This window comes from Moorena sp. SIO3I6, from assembly GCF_010672095.1.
Window position 1 is genome coordinate 1 of sequence record NZ_JAAHHU010000130.1, and the last position, 15,991, is coordinate 15,991.

6 protein-coding genes are annotated in these 15,991 nt (G+C 44.7%); 4 read left to right on the forward strand and 2 right to left on the reverse strand.

The annotated features are described in order from the left end of the window. Positions 1-332: DUF928 domain-containing protein (locus F6K49_RS26870; RefSeq protein WP_293101521.1), on the forward strand; the 332-nt coding region annotated here is incomplete at its 5' end. A gap of 16 nt (positions 333-348) precedes the next feature. Here the strand turns inward: F6K49_RS26870 and F6K49_RS26875 are convergent. Continuing rightward, positions 349-3,147: a CHAT domain-containing protein gene (locus tag F6K49_RS26875; protein WP_293101524.1), complete on the reverse strand. Its 2,799-nt coding sequence runs from the start codon at positions 3,145-3,147 to the stop codon at positions 349-351. Between the two features lie 437 nt (positions 3,148-3,584). Continuing rightward, positions 3,585-4,958 carry a transposase gene (locus tag F6K49_RS26880; protein ID WP_293018589.1) on the reverse strand — a complete coding sequence of 458 codons (1,374 nt, stop codon included), beginning with the start codon at positions 4,956-4,958 and terminating at the stop codon, positions 3,585-3,587. Positions 4,959-5,601: 643 nt separating this feature from the next. On the opposite strand from F6K49_RS26880, the gene F6K49_RS26885 reads away from it, so the two are divergent. The 3 genes from F6K49_RS26885 (at position 5,602) to F6K49_RS26895 (ending at position 15,480) form a co-directional block, all read left to right on the forward strand. Next, the gene (locus F6K49_RS26885) at positions 5,602-11,706 is read left to right on the forward strand and encodes a filamentous hemagglutinin N-terminal domain-containing protein (RefSeq protein WP_293101527.1); all 6,105 of its coding nucleotides are present in this window, start codon (positions 5,602-5,604) and stop codon (positions 11,704-11,706) included. 699 nt (positions 11,707-12,405) lie between these two features. Next, positions 12,406-13,233, forward strand: a complete 828-nt coding sequence (locus F6K49_RS26890) for a calcium-binding protein (RefSeq protein ID WP_293101530.1) — start codon at positions 12,406-12,408, stop codon at positions 13,231-13,233. A gap of 177 nt (positions 13,234-13,410) precedes the next feature. Further along, positions 13,411-15,480 carry a ShlB/FhaC/HecB family hemolysin secretion/activation protein gene (locus tag F6K49_RS26895; RefSeq protein ID WP_293101533.1) on the forward strand — a complete coding sequence of 690 codons (2,070 nt, stop codon included), beginning with the start codon at positions 13,411-13,413 and terminating at the stop codon, positions 15,478-15,480. Positions 15,481-15,991: the final 511 nt, after the last annotated feature.

The following is a 15,991-nucleotide window of genomic DNA, read 5'->3' on the forward strand; positions in this document are numbered from 1 at the left end:
GTGATCCTAGTGCCCCATCAAGTGCTGTAGTAGACAGAGTACAAATAGAGGTTGTGGAGATGCCGCCAGATTTACAAGAGAAACTTGACAATGCAGTCGATAGCGCCGAAAAAGCAGATCTCTATGCTGAGGCTGGTTTCTGGTACAACGCACTAGATGAAGCCCTCAAACTGGCTGAAGAGTCGAAACTTGGAGTTGTGGCATCTGCTCTGTTGGAAGACCTGGCCAAGTGGGAAAAACCAAAACCATCACAAGAATTGACCGAAGAGGAGCGGGAATCGATTGAAAAACGGATGGGGTACTTGATAGAGATTGCTAACGTTGCCCGATAATCCAGTGAACCCCGCTCTACAGCCAATTACCAATGATGATGAATGGTGCCCAATGGGCGGGGTGCCTTTTTGGAATCATATCCTTTTGAGCTTCTTTGAGAGCTTCTGCTTTGCTCATTCCCGATTGGAGGTTATGGTAAAACTGAGTGACTAACTCTGAAGTATCGTTATCTGGAATATACCAAAGGGAAGCTAGGGCGCTTCTGACACCAGCTTGTACAATGATACCAGCTAGACCTAGAGTTGTACGGTCGTCTCCTGTAGCAGTTTGACAAGCGGTAAGCACAAGCAACTCTACTGGTTTAGATCCACGACTTAAGCGGCGGATGTCTTTCTCTAGCTCAGTGATTGTGAGCTTTTCATTATTACCTGTGACTAAAAAAGTGTCCTCTGGAATTGTGCCGAACTTACCGTGAGTGGCAATGTGAAGAATTGGGTAAACTGTTTGTTGGAGTTCTTGCTGCAAGCTCTTGCGGGTAAATTGCTCATCCAACAGGGTTTTGCTTGCTGGGAATTGAGCTTTGACGTTTTCGATTTCCTTACGGACGTTTTCCAGTTTACTGAAACTTTCACCATCAATGAGCGCTGGTTGAGTTAATCCCAAAGCCAGTGCTGCTAGTTCTTGACGGTTCAAGGCTTGGGGATTGGTTAGGGTAAGACTGGGAGTTGTGGCAATGGCATATTTTTCTACCAAAAATTCCTTACCATCATAGAGTGCCGCCATGGGAATGCTACGCAAGATGCCGTCCTGAATAAACACGAGTGTTTTTATCTGCGCTGACTCTAAATCAGAGGCAAATGGAGCAATCAGCCAGTTATACAGGTTCTTTGCTGGTGTTAAGAAAGCTTTAGTGATGTCATAAGATTCCTGTATTTTTGTCCGGAAGTCGTTGACTTCTTTGATTAGCCTTTGACTATCGACCTGTGACAACTTAAACTTTTTTAACCTCTTATCGCCGTTTGGTAGACTAACCATAATAGCAGCTTTCTCTTCCAGAATCATAAAGCTAAAGACGGCTGTGTCTTTTGTGACAAGCTCATCAATTTGTTTCTGGTTGAAGAGTGTTAAAAGACAATCATTCCCGAAGTAATTTTGTAGCTCTGCTAGTTTCAGGGAATCAACGGTTTTTAGGGCAGAATTCAGCTCTGTCTGGTACTGCTCAGAGTCAGAGGATAATGAATCGGCACGCTTGAGTGTTAGCTGAGCAAACTCGCGGTACAGAGGCTCAATGGTATCCCGAAAGTCAAATTGTAAGTTTCGCTGAGCAATCAGAATGTCGGTTCGGATACCCTGTTCACCTTTACCCTGTTCACCTTTACCCTGTTCACCTTCAAAACCTTCTAAGGTAGCGATCGCTTCTTTATAAGCATTGACCGCCTTATCTTTCTTGTTTTGGGCTTGGAAAATTTGACCCAGCTGCCACTGCCACAAATACAAGCTATCTTTTGCGGATAGATTTTGGTCAGCCATCCACCATGCCTTTTGAGTGAAGTCTAGGGCGTTTTGATAGTCTTGGCGGCAGTAATAGAGATGACCCAATTCACCCCATGCAAAAGACTCAGAACGGTAGTCCTTAATGCGTTGAGCAATGGAGACAGCTTGATTGAGGAGTGTTTCAGTCTCTGCTTCTAGCTGACGTTTGCCACAGGAATTGTGTTGGGACGTGTCAGTAACCACAGTCATCGGTTGCTCCAGTTTAGCTAAATCGATGGCTGCGTAGACTTTGTCCTGAGAATCCGGTAGTTCGTTGAACAATTCCTGAGCGTCTTGAATCCATTGGTTTCGCGCCTCTATTGATATTGATTCTTGAGGGCGGTAGGACAGTCGAATCAAATTGCGCAATGCTCGCATTTGAGCAGGTTGGTGATTTTGAGTGCGAGCTAGTTTGAGACTTTGCTGAAAATATTCCCCAGCTTGATTGTAATTATTGTTGGCATTTTTTCTAAATTCCTTGGTTGTTTCTTTCGCTCCCCGCTGTTTGGCAGAGCTAGCCCAGCGCTCCCAACGCTGAGCTTTGCTCAAGTAAGCATTTCCTAGGTCGTTAAGAAATGAACTGCGATAGGGACTATCGGCGAGAATCTTGGCTGTGTAATTTTTGCCCAATTTATCTATTGTACAGTCTTTTGTGCGTTGGGGGCTGATATCAAACTCAACTTTTTCAGCAATGCCTAAACCAGTCTGTAAACATTCAATCCCTTGGTCATAATCCCCTCTGAGAAGATAGGCATTTCCCATACTTCCCAAAGCAGCAGCCTCTCCCTTCCAATCCTGATGAGCGCGAGCAACTTTCAAGGCACTGTCTTGGACACAACTGGGTTTGTTTTTAGAATTTTCATCGGCATCAGGGGCTCCACATAGCAGCGCCAGAGCTTTTCTCGGTTGTCCAAAGCTACTGTAGGCTTGAGCCAATTCCGTTTTCATTCGCCCCATTTGTTGCCAGTTCCTTAGCTGTTGATAGTCAAGGATGGCTTGCTCCCAATTACTGATTGCCTCCTGGATGTCACCAATCTTTTGATTGGCTCTGGCCAGATTTTCCTGGACAATTGCGCTATTGGTATAGTTGTTGGTCTCTTGGTAGAGCGTCAAGGCATTTTGCCAGGGCTCTATGGCAGCTTTATAATCTCCGGCTTGGTAGTACTCAACTCCTTGTTGCACGAGTTGACTGGGGTTATCAGCCTGGGTGGTTGCCATATTTCCCGGTTCAGCTGGTTGAGCGATTGAGGGAAGATGACCTAGCCCTATACAAACGGTAAGGCTAAACAGGAATAGTATTCCTAAAAAGCGATCGCTCCTGGATTTAGGTTTTCTGGACATTAATAGGATTCTCCAGTGCTAAGTATCTGGACACAAATCTTATATCAAGTTTGGTTGAATACCCTTAATTTAGTAGAGGGTGGGAGGTGTGGGGAGATGGGGAGATAGGGAGATAGGGAGATTGTTATTAAGGGTAATTATCCTGACATGATATTACAGTAATTTGTCCTAGAGCTGCATCAGCTGTATTTGAGATGTAAACCTGTATGGTCTTTTTTGATTGGACAATAAAACTGAGGATCTCTTGCCCCTCTTGCCTTTTGCCTTTTGCCTTTTGCCTTTTCATGCAATACCTGTGTTCAAAACCCAGATACAGACGCTATACCTGCTGACAATAATAATTGCACAATTGCGCAATTACCCTTGCTTATATTGGCAATCAAGTTTGTAGGATTGACATCTACCCCGGCTAAAGCACGGGGGATTCTCAAAGGTTGTTACGTCGCAGGGTAAACCCGTGCGACTTCACCTTTTATTCGATAGGATCTGGACAAGTGAGTGAACAAATCATATCTATGTGGGACTGTCAAAATCCCTCTAGCCACCTTGGTCAAATTAATTGACTGTGTGGTTACTTTCCTGATGATATTTGCCGCACCATTACAATCAGCATTTATCAGGTTTCCGTCTAACGTCTTATAAAGACCACGCCTAACTCGTTTTCCTGATGGTTTCCAGCCTTCGGGTTTTGCACCGTGTTTCGGCAAGAAATCATCATCTAAGAAAGACGCTTTGCTTGTATAAGATTCTTCAGTAATTATTAAATTGATTCCGTGTTCTGGACAAAGTTGTTTTAATCTTTCAACTAATCTTCCAGTAGGTATTGCGACAAACTTTTGGTTTCCACTTTTTCCCATATTAGAGCGTTTTTTTTGCCCTTCATTCCAGCCGATTACAAGGTTTCCAATGCCATCATTTAGACAACGATTAATGAGGAATCGAGCAGCCTTGTTGATGGCATCTCTCATTTGATTATTGCGCTTCCTCTGAATCCGATCAAGATTTGAATCCCAATAAAATTCAGACTTTCCTTGTTTATACTTAGCTACTAGACGACAATATCCTTGGTTTATTGACTTTAATTTTCGACCGTCAATGATAAAACTTTTTCCTAAGGTTGAGACGCAGGTTAACCAATTATCTCCACCATGATCTATTCCAATCGCTTGAGAGTAATCCAGTGTAGGATTATCTTCTATCGGTTGTTTCCCGTCATCGATCACCCAATCAATCCATAGTTGACCATAGCAGGGACGAACTGTGACTTCTCTCACCCATTCTGGATCTATGAAACTAGGAGGTTCTAATGATATTTGAGTTAATAATTCTGGTTTACTCTCTCTACTGACAGAAGGATAAAACAAACCATCTTTATATGTGAGAGCTTGCCTGGGAAATGTAACAGCAGCAAGACCTCCGGATTTTCTGTACCTAGGTAACTTAGGTCTATCTACTTCTCCTAAATAATAAAGATCAACTAATTTGTTGTAACTACTTAATGATTCCCCTACTGTTTTCAAGGTTTGTTGGGCAGATTGAGCACACATAGCCTTATAATGTGGTGACATCTTTAAGGCTTTATCCAATTCAGGATATTTCGTAATACATTTTCGGGTTCGCCATCCACACCTGAATTCGTCTCCATTCCAGTAGGTATTATAAGCTTCTTGTTCCTCTAGTGATTTATAGTGTTTTTGTCTAACATAATATAACGCACTATTAGTTAGGCTATTTGATTGCTCACATTGAAATTCCCAGAAGATTCTTTCTTCATCTGAAAATATAGCCTTCATGGGAATTGTCTTATACATTGATAGTCTCGAACTTCCTTGCTACCATAATTCTAGTATACTCGAATGTTCTAAAAAAGTAAACCATGAATCAGAGAAAAACTCAAAAAAGAATGAAAGGAATTCCAGTTCACTATGATGAGCTAAAAAAGACACATGGAATCATGCTGACGGACACCGCGTGGAAATGGTTACAACTTTCAGCTAAAGACTCCGGAACTAGCGTTGGGGAATTCATTGAACGCTGGGTTAGAAGCCAAATAGAGGACACGACTGGATGAATCCAGCCGTCTGTTTCATCCCCCGGCTAAAGCACGGGGGTTCTCACATTTCAGGAAGTTTTGATAGTTAGCTGATAGGTTAACCGAATACCTTATAATTCCTTCTGAGGTAGCAAAAAAGTAAAGTAAGCATTCAGCTTTCAGCTATCAGCTTTAAGCATTCAGCTTTCAGCTATCAGCTTTAAGCATTCAGCTTTCAGCTATCAGCTTTAAGCATTCAGCTTTCAGCTATCAGCTTTAAGCATTCAGCTTTAAGCATTCAGCTTTCAGCATTCAGCTTTCAGCTATCACTGACGGCTGACTACTGACCACTGACCACTGACCGCTGACCGCTGACTACTGACCGCTGACCGCTGAATGCTTACAGCAAGGAGAATAATTCCATGGTTAATCAATCTTCGGGTCGTTGCTGTGGCTTATTGAAAGTAGCCAGTTGCTTAACGCTCGGTGTGTTTTTTCCTTTTGATAAACATCAAGTCTTGGCTGAGGTGACACCAGATACGACTTTAGGGGCTGAAAGTTCTCGCGTTACGCCTGATGCTCAGGTTAGGGGAGGGCTAGCAGATTTGATAGAAGGTGGAGCAGAACGAGGGGCAAATCTGTTCCACAGTTTTACTGATTTTAATGTTGAGGAGTTACAACGGGTTTATTTTGCTAATCCAGCAGGGATTGATAATATTATCTCACGGGTGACTGGCACTAATCCCTCAAGTATTTTGGGCACCTTGGGAGTGGATGGTGCTGCTAATCTATTTTTACTGAATCCCCATGGGATTATCTTTGGAGCGAATGCGCAACTGGATATTCAGGGTTCGTTTGTGGCGAGTACAGCGAATTCTATAACCTTTGGGGATGGGTCATCCTTTAGTGCCAATCCGGACAATTCCTCGTTGTTAACCGTGAGTGTGCCTTTGGGATTGCAATATGGGACGAATCAAGCTGGTGCGATCGCTAATGCTGGGAATTTGGCAGTTGGTAAAGACTTAACGCTCTCGGCTGGCAATCTTGATTTGCAGGGTCAGCTATATGCAGGAAGGGATTTAACCCTGGAAGCTCAGGATACGGTGCGGATACGGGATAGTGTGATCGCACCTTTTATTGCAGCAGCGAGAGGACAGTTTTTGGTGCAGGGGAATGAAGCGGTTGATATTTTTGCCCTGAATCATCCCGATAGTGGGCTATTTTCTGGCGGGGATATGGTGTTGCAAAGTCCTTCTCAAGTTGGGGGTGATGCTCACTATTGGAGTGGGGGCAGTTTTCGGATTGAGCGATTGGATGGGAGTTTGGGGGATTTGTATAGCCCCCATGACCCAATTATTCGCGCTAGGGGTGATGTCAGTTTCGACGCTTACATAGGAGCCTCATTGCACATTTTTGCAGGTGGCAGTGTCACAATTCCGGCCTTTGTTTTGATCACGGACACAGACACAGCAGCTAACTCAATTCAGGAAGATGTCACCCTGTCTGATGGGGTAACTTTAATTGCCATTGATGGCAGCACTCAGCCAACTCTAGATATTAGAGCTGGAACTACAGCGTTTGAACCAAACCGAATCATAGGTAATGGTTTCTTTTTTCCCCAACCTCCAAGCACTAACGCTCCTAAGACAAGTGCAGATATTAGTCTTGGTCTTGTTAGTGGTGAAGGGGCATTAATTTTTTTAACGAATCAGTACGAACCCAATACGGCGTTATCAGGTGGCACAATCTCAGTCTTCGGAATTGTTACCGCCAGCTCAACAGGAAATGGTGGGGATATCATAATTGATTCCCGAAGTGATATTTCAGCATTATTGATAGATTCTTCTTCTTCTGGGGGGAATGGTGGGAATGTCATAATTGATTCCCGGAGTGATATTTCAGCATTATCGATAGATTCTTCTTCTTCTGCAGGGAATGGTGGGGATATCATAATTGATTCCCAGAGTGATATTTCAGCATTATCGATAGATTCTTCTTCTTCTGCAGGGAATGGTGGAACAATTAAACTCTTGGCTGATGGCAACATCATTCAAATCTTTGGAGGAGAATTTAATTCTAGCTCTTCTGCAAGCAATGGGAATGCTGGTAATGGAGGAGCCATCTTCCTTCACACTGATGGCAATATCAGCCTGCCAGGGAATCTGGACTCGAGATCTATCGCCAATGCTGGTGGTAACGCAGGAGATGGCGGTGAAATTTTTCTAGAGGCTGGGGGTAATATAACTACAGGAGGTTTTGTCGTCTCCAACCAAATAAATCTACAATCTGGCTCTGTTTCTCTTGAGGGTAATGCTGGGAATGGAGGCACAATTTCTCTGGAAGCAGGTGGCGAGATCGACCTAGGAAAGTTTGATTCCAACTCTTTTGCCCGTAATGGGGATGCCGGTGATGGGGGTCAGATTTCTTTAAATGCAATCACTGGTACCATCACCACCAAGAATCTTCGTTCCGAATCTGGTTCTGGTAATGGCAATGCAGCCAATGGTGGCGAGATTAATCTCAGGGCATTAGGGGACATTCACGTTACAGAAGACCTTGATTCGGACTCAATTTCAGCGGCTGGTGGTGATTCTGGGAATGGTGGAGCGATTTCTTTGGAAACTGCTGCTGGCAGTATATTTGCCGAGAATTTTACTTCCAACTCTTTTGCCCGTAATGGCGATGCCGGTAATGGGGGTCAGATTTCTTTAAATGCAATCACTGGTACCATCACCACCAAGAATCTTCGTTCCGAATCTGGTTCTGGTAATGGCAATGCAGCCAATGGTGGCGAGATTAATCTCAGGGCATTAGGGGACATTCGTGTTACAAAAGACCTTGATTCGGAGTCAATTTCAGCGGCTGGTGGTGATTCTGGGAATGGTGGAGCGATTTCTTTGGAAACTGCTGCTGGCAGTATATTTGCCGAGAATTTTATTTCCAACTCTATCGCTAGTAATGGCGATGCCGGTGATGGGGGTCAGATTTCTTTAAATGCAATCACTGGTACCATCACCACAGATAATCTTAACTCTCAATCAGCTTCGGATAATGGTAATGCAGGTAATGGTGGTAGAATCAATTTCACGGCATTAGGGGACATTCGCGTTACAGAAGACCTTGATTCCTCTTCAGTGGCTGGTGGTGATTCTGGGAATGGGGGAGCGATTTCTTTGGAAACTGCTGCTGGCAGTATATCAGCCGGGAATTTTAGTTCCAACTCTTTTGCCCGTAATGGGGATGCTGGTGATGGGGGTCAGATTTCTTTAAATGCAATTACTGGTACCATCACCACCAAGAAACTTAGTTCCGAATCTGGCTCTGGTAATGGCAATACAGGCAATGGTGGTAGGATTAATCTCACCGCATTAGGTGACATTCGCATTGAAGACCTTGGTTCGCCGTCAATTTCCGTGGCTGGTGGTGATTCTGGGAATGGGGGAGCGATTTCTTTGGAAACTGCTGCTGGCAGTATATTTGCCGAGAATTTTAATTCCAACTCTTTCGCTGGTAATGGCGATGCCGGTAATGGGGGTCAGATTTCTTTAAATGCAATCACTGGTACCATCACCACCAAGAATCTTCGTTCCGAATCTGGTTCTGGTAATGGCAATGCAGCCAATGGTGGCGAGATTAATCTCAGGGCATTAGGGGACATTCGTGTTACAAAAGACCTTGATTCGGACTCAGTTTCAGTGGCTGGTGGTGATTCTGGGAATGGGGGAGCGATTTCTTTGGAAACTGCTGCTGGCAGCATTACTACTGGAAATTTTGATGCTGGAACTGTTTCTGTCGAGGGAGATGCGGGTGATGGGGGCATCATTTCTCTAGCAGCTTTTCATGGAACTATCACGACAGGAAATCTTAAATCTGAGGCTGGCTCTAATAACGGTAATGCAGGAGATGGAGGAGAGATTACCCTAGAAGCCAGAAACAACATTACCACAGGCGATCTAAACTCTAGGTCTTTTGGCTCTCTACTTGGCAATGGTGGAAATATTAACCTGACTAGCACAGCAGAGTCAATTACTACAGGGAGCATCTCTTCCGGTGGCTCTTTTGATTTTGGTGGTTTTGGCAACTCTTTAATAGGAGAGGGGAATCGTGGCAACGTTACTCTTGATGCTTATCGCGATCTCATTCTCTCTCCCCTGATCGACGCCTCTGGTAGTGGGCCTGGAGGCAACATTACTCTTACCAGCCGAACAGGGGAAGTATCCTTGAAAGATGGTCTAATTAACAGCAATGGTTTTGGCAATGGCAGTGGTGGCAAAATTAAAATTGAGGGGCAATCGGTTTCCATAATCAACACAGATTTGACTACCAGATCATCTGGACAAGGAAATGGTGGCAGTCTTATTCTCACAACTCCTGGTTCTGTTTCCCTTGATAGTAGCCGTATTACCACCTCTTTGGAACCTGGAGCAATTGGTCAGGGAGGTGACATCCGCATTGAGGGAGCGTCAGTTTCTCTGTCTGATTTCACCATTGATACTGCTACCTTTGGTCAGGGAAATGCGGGCAAGGTCTCTATCAAGGCCGAGGACTTTGTCTCGCTAATCAGTAGTGCTGTTTTTAGCATTACTGCTGGAGAAGGGAATGCAGGCAGTGTAACTGTCGAAGCTGGAGGTAATGTTTGGCTAAAAAACAGCAGCAACATTAGCACGGCTGTGGACTTTGGAGCAGTAGGTAACGGAGGTAATGTTGATATCAATGCCTATTCTCTTTTAATAACAGATGGCTCCCAATTGCAAGCCCTAACTCTTGGAACAGGAGACTTGACTAATGACACAGGAAACTCAGGCAACATTTCGATTAATGTTTTAGATTCTGTCACTATCTCTGGAGTGGGTTCAGATGGATTCTTGAGTGGGATATTCACTTCCTCCGAAGCAGCAAATAGTGGCCAGGGTGGGAATATCGAAGTCACTGCGGATAACCTGCTCGTCTCAAATGGGGCGGTTTTTAGTGCTCAAACTTTTAGCACCTTTGATGGTGGTGATATTACCGTGCAAGTCAGTACGCTGGAGTTGAGGGACGGAGGACAGTTCCTCACCAGCACTTTTAACAGCGGAAAAGCAGGTAATATTATAGTCACTGCCAGTGATAAGGTTACTATCACTGGCAGTGATCCTAACTTTGCTCAACGAGTTAACCCTACTCCCTTGCTTAGGAATGATATTGATGTTAGTCGCCCCACAATTCTGTTTGAAGCTGAGCCAAATAACTCAATCACTCAAGCCCAAGAACTTGATCGTTCCTTCTCAATTAATAGTCCCGATGCTGCCAATCCTTTAGTCGAGTTTTCCACTAGAATTCCCTATGTATCAGTATCGGGTAAGGGTTCTGAGCCAGCTACATCTGACTACTATTCCTTTGAAGTTGGAACAGCAGGGACTCGGGCAATTATCGATATCGATACATTCGGTAATTCCCCAAATTTAGACACAGTAGTTCGCCTCTTTGACAGTGAAGGCAACTTACTGGCATCTAATGACGATGCTCCGGCTTCCCTAGGTGCATTTGGTAGTCAGAGTAACAATGACTCTTATCTCAGGCACGTCATTACTTTGCCCGGTACCTACTTCATCCAAGTTACCCAATCTGGAAATGTTGGGATTAGTGATTCACAGGCTTACAATCTCCAGGTTTCGCTTGATACTCCTAAGGTTGTAGCCAGTGTTGTCAATGCAGGTTCTGTCAGCGGGATGTTTGCAAAAACTCAAGGCACTGGCACTGGTGGAAATATAAACTTAAGCACGACCAACCTCGACTTGAGCGATCAAGCCGAGATATCTGCTCAGGCTCTAGGACAAGGTAATGCAGGTAACATCAATATCAATGTCTCAGACAGGTTAACAGCTACTGACGGCAATATCATTACTGCTACCACTCAATCTGCCGGAGGTGCTATCGATATCACAGCCAAAGATATTAGGCTACGGGGTGACAGTGACATCACCACTAGTGTCTTCAGCGGTGCTGACAACGGGGGCAATATCACCATCACCACTGACTCCCTCATTGCCTTTGCTGACAGTGACATCCTAGCCTTTGCCCGTGATGGCCGAGGAGGTGATATTACCTTCAAAACCCCTATCTTCTTCGGCTTTGCCTTCCGTCCAGCACCAAAAGGCACTGACCCAGCTACTTTAGATAATAATAACCGAGTCGATATCAACGCTAGTGGTGCTATCGATGGGGTTATCACTTTACCCAACCTCGATTTTATCGAAAACAGCCTGACAGAGTTACCGGACAATCTGATTGACACCGACAATCTACTAGCCAATAGCTGCATTGTCCGAACCAGTGAACAAGAGGGACAATTCATCATTACCGGTGGTGGTAACTTACCCACCCGCCCTGGGGATGCTTCCGTTTCACGTTATCCCACTGGAGAGGTACGCACGGTACCAAGTGAGAGTGCCTCTCGTCCTTGGCAAAAGGGTGACCCAATTGTTGAAGCAACGGGGGTGTATCAACTGCCCAATGGACGCCTAGTGATGGGGCGGGAATGTTCTTGAGGCTGGGGGTGAGGAATTTTGGGCAAAAGGTTTGAGTGCGTAGTGGCGTGGCACATTTAAAATGGTGCAATAAGCGTAGGTTGGGTTGAAGAATGAAACCCAACACCAGTAACGCTTTGTTGGGTTTCCCTACCGCTCAACCCAACAAACATTTTTAGGTGTGCCACGCCAGTAGGGTGCGTGATAAGACGGGCTTGCCCTGATTTTATCAGTAGCCAGTATTGGGATAGTCCGTCCCGTAACGCACCACCCAACAGGGTAAACGCTTTAATTAGCAGTATGTAGTTTTCAGCAATCCCACTGACTGAATTGTACCCAGGTCTTGTCCAAATTTGCGGCATCACCTTGGTAGACAAGGGGAGAGAGGCTCTAATCCAGTGAGCCTCTCTTTTTAATTAGCATTATGTAGTTTTCAGCAATCCCACTGACCAAATATTGCCATTAGTATTGCTTATCCAAGCCATCACATTGGTAGATAAAGTGAATGAATTATAAAAGACTTAATTTTATTCTGAAAATTAAGCAACAAGCTAATACAGTTGCTGAACAAATTATCTCTAACTAATTTGTTTGGTTTTGCACACTAAACGACCAAATTGTAGCAAAATTTAAGGCTTAGACATTGGGGTTATCTAGAATTAATTTACTGAATATAACCCTTTGAAGTTACACAATTAAATTCTCTCAGGAGTAAAAACCATGGGAAATTACATCGGTAACAATGCTAACAATTACTTTCAAGCGCACAAGGAAGGTTGGTGGATATTCTTGAAATGGAAGTCTTGGACAATGACGGGTAATGGCGGCAATGATACCCTGATTGGCGGTCCGAAGAACGACACTTTGTATGGAAATAGCGGCAACGATAACCTCTACGGTGAGGGTGGAAACGACTATCTGGATGGCTGGACTGGCAATGACTATATCTATGGTGGCTCAGGTAACGACACCCTTTTTGGTTACTATGGACACGATAATTTATATGGTAATAGCGGCAACGATAAGCTCTACGGTCAGAGTGGTAACGACTATCTGGATGGCTGGACTGGCCATGACTATATCTATGGTGGCTCAGGTAACGACACCCTTCTAGGTTACTCTGGGAACGATTACTTAAGTGGCAGTTCCGGCTATGACAGCCTCAATTATACCACAATTACCGACTTCTACTGGTCTGAGGGAGATAAGTTCCAGGTTTATGGTAGTTCCAGTGACTACTCACTGAGCTTCCAAAACTGGTCTGGCAGCAGTGCAAAGGATACCTTGATTTACTATATAGCGTTTCTTATAGCTATGAGGTACACAGGATTTTTTACCTCTTGTCTTATAGCTATGAGGTACACAGGATTTTTTACCTCTTGCCTCTTGCCTCTTCTCTCTTCCCTGCTCCCTGCTCCGAAGTCCCTGCTCCCTAACACCCAGAATTTTGTACCTCATGACTATGAGAAGTGCTATAATAACGATCTTATCGGTGTAGTAGAAGACACCACTAATGTTGTGATTTATTGGGACTTTAACTTCGTTTAAAACTCTTTCCAAAAACACCTTTAGCCTCTCGGGGTTGGGGGAAGCATTGGGATAGATATAGCACTACGCCCAAGGCAAGAGCCATGCATACAAAAGTTGACTAAAACCGCTTTTGAGCTTGTATCAATGTCCTCTGAATACGTAGTGCTATAAATACGGGATAATTTTAATAGTTTTGTGGCATGGGCATCTTGGTGGAACAGGCATCTTGCCTGTTTCATTCCCAGGCATCTTGGTGGAACAGGCATCTTGCCTGTTTCCGGCCTCGGGCATCTTAGTGGAACAGGCATCTTGCCTGTTTCATTTCCGAGCAGGCATCTTGCCTGTTTCATTTCCGAGCAGGCATCTTGCCTGTTTCATTTCCGAGCAGGCATCTTGCCTGTTTCATTTCCGAACAGGCATCTTGCCTGTTTCATTTCCGAACAGGCAAGATGCCTGTTTCATTCCCAGGCAGGCAGGATGCCCACCCCACTCTTATTCATCCGAAGATTCAGCAATGCTAACAAAGCTGAAACTATGTATCATACACTGAAATCGATTATTGTAATTTCAGGCTCTAGCATTATTCCCATCGTGAGCCTAACTATGGGAGCAGTGGCTCAGTCTAATCCACCCCCAGGAGTGAACCTTCCCACCGAAACCCCTGAAAGAATTCAGGAAACCATTCCCACCCCATCCGATTTACCTCCTCCTGTTCCTGAAGAATCTCCAGCATCACCACCGGATCCAAGTCTGGAAATTCCTTCCTCTCCCCAACTCCCTGAAGTTACAACTCCATCCACTGTGCCATTCTTTGTCACAGAAGTGGAGGTGTTGGGAAATACGGTTTTGCAAGAAGAAATTGCAGATAAAACAAACCAATATGAGAACCGTGAAGTAAGGTTTGAGGAGTTGCTTCAACTGCGTTCTGCCATTACTGAGCTCTACATTAAAAATGGTTACATCACCTCTGGCGCATTTTTGCCGGTCCAAGACTTTAGCAAAGGTGTTGTGAAAATCCAGGTGGTTGAGGGTGACTTAGAACGGATTGAACTGGAGGGATTAAACCGTCTGCGGGAAGGATATGTGCGCAGTCGCCTTGAAGTGGCCACTAACCCACCATTAAATCGAAGCCGCTTAGAAGAAGCCCTGAAACTGCTGCAACTTGACCCTTTACTCAATCAAGTGGATGCCGAGTTAACTGCAGGAAGTGGCTCTGGTAGCAATATTTTGCAAGTCAAACTCAAAGAAGCCTCTGCCTTTCACGCTGGTATTTCTACCGCCAACAACCAATCTCCCAGCATTGGTTCTCTACAAACCAGGCTGTTTGTTGCCCATGATAATCTTTTGGGTTTTGGCGATCGCTTCACCACTCAATACAGCTTTACCGAAGGGCTAGACCTCTACGATATCAACTATTCTATCCCCGTCAATCCCTACAATGGCACCCTTAGTGTACGCTACAACAACAGCGACAGCGGCATTATCGAAGATGAATTCGAGGAGTTTGATATCGAAAGCGAAACTCGCACCTTTTCTGTCAGTTTTCGCCAACCCATATTCCGCTCCCCAGAACGTGAATTTGCTCTGAGTTTAGCCCTAGACTTGCGTCGCAGTCAAACCTTCTTACTCGGGGAACCTTTTTCTTTCTCAGTTGGCCCAGAAGACGGCGAATCCAAGGTAACGGTATTGCGATTTTCTCAAGATTGGATAGACCGTAGTAGCCCTAGTCGCATATTAGCTGCTCGCTCTCAGTTTAGTTTTGGGTTGGGTGCCTTTGATGCAACTATCAACAACACTGGGACTGACGGGCGATTCTTCAGCTGGTTGGGACAATTCCAATTGGTACAACAGTTGTCACCGAGAACGACCCTGATCACACAAATTAATGCTCAGTTAACCCCAGATTCTTTGCTATCCCTAGAACGCTTCAGTATCGGTGGCGTGGATACAGTCAAAGGCTATCGACAAAACCAACTGGTTGCTGATAACGGTATCCTGGGTTCGGTACAAGTCCGAATTCCTCTCACTTCAGACCCCACCAGGCTACAACTAGCCCCTTTTTTTGAAATCGGTACAGCTTGGAATAATCTAGATCCTGACCCTGACCCCGCCACCATTGCTAGCCTGGGAGTAGGTTTGCGATCGCAAATTATCTCTGGTTTAGATTTGCGCCTAGACTATGGTATCCCCTTGATTAAGGTCAACAACCGAGGAAATTCACTACAAGAGAATGGTTTCCACTTTTCATTGGGCTATCAGCTGTAGGTTCGCAGCTGAGTTTTGAGCAAAAGTCTATGCGATCGCATTTAACTGAATTTCCTCCATACTAATGTGCTAAACAACCCATAAAACCCTTTTCAAATTCGGGTTACAGCAATTGCCTCAACCAAAATATACCCATGTTTATTAGGGGTTTATTTTTGCGTTCGCGTAGCGTGACCGTAGGTCAATCGCATTCCTCTAAAACTCTAGGTGTAATCGTCTCAAGACCACCATCATATCAGCATCATAGCAATTGTACCCATTAATGGAAGTCAAAAGGTGAATCTCTCTGGATAGGCTTTGCTAACTAGGGGGATGAGCTGAGATTAGTAGTGTTAGGCTCTTAGTGTCGATAACTACTCTTACCGGGATTACCTGATCTGAGATTCATACCGAGTTGCATTCAAAGAGAGTAGATTAGTTGGATAGGGAGATGGGGAGATAGGGAGATGGGGAGATAGGGAGATAGGGAGATGGGGAGATAGGGAGATAGGGAGATAGGGAGATAGGGAGA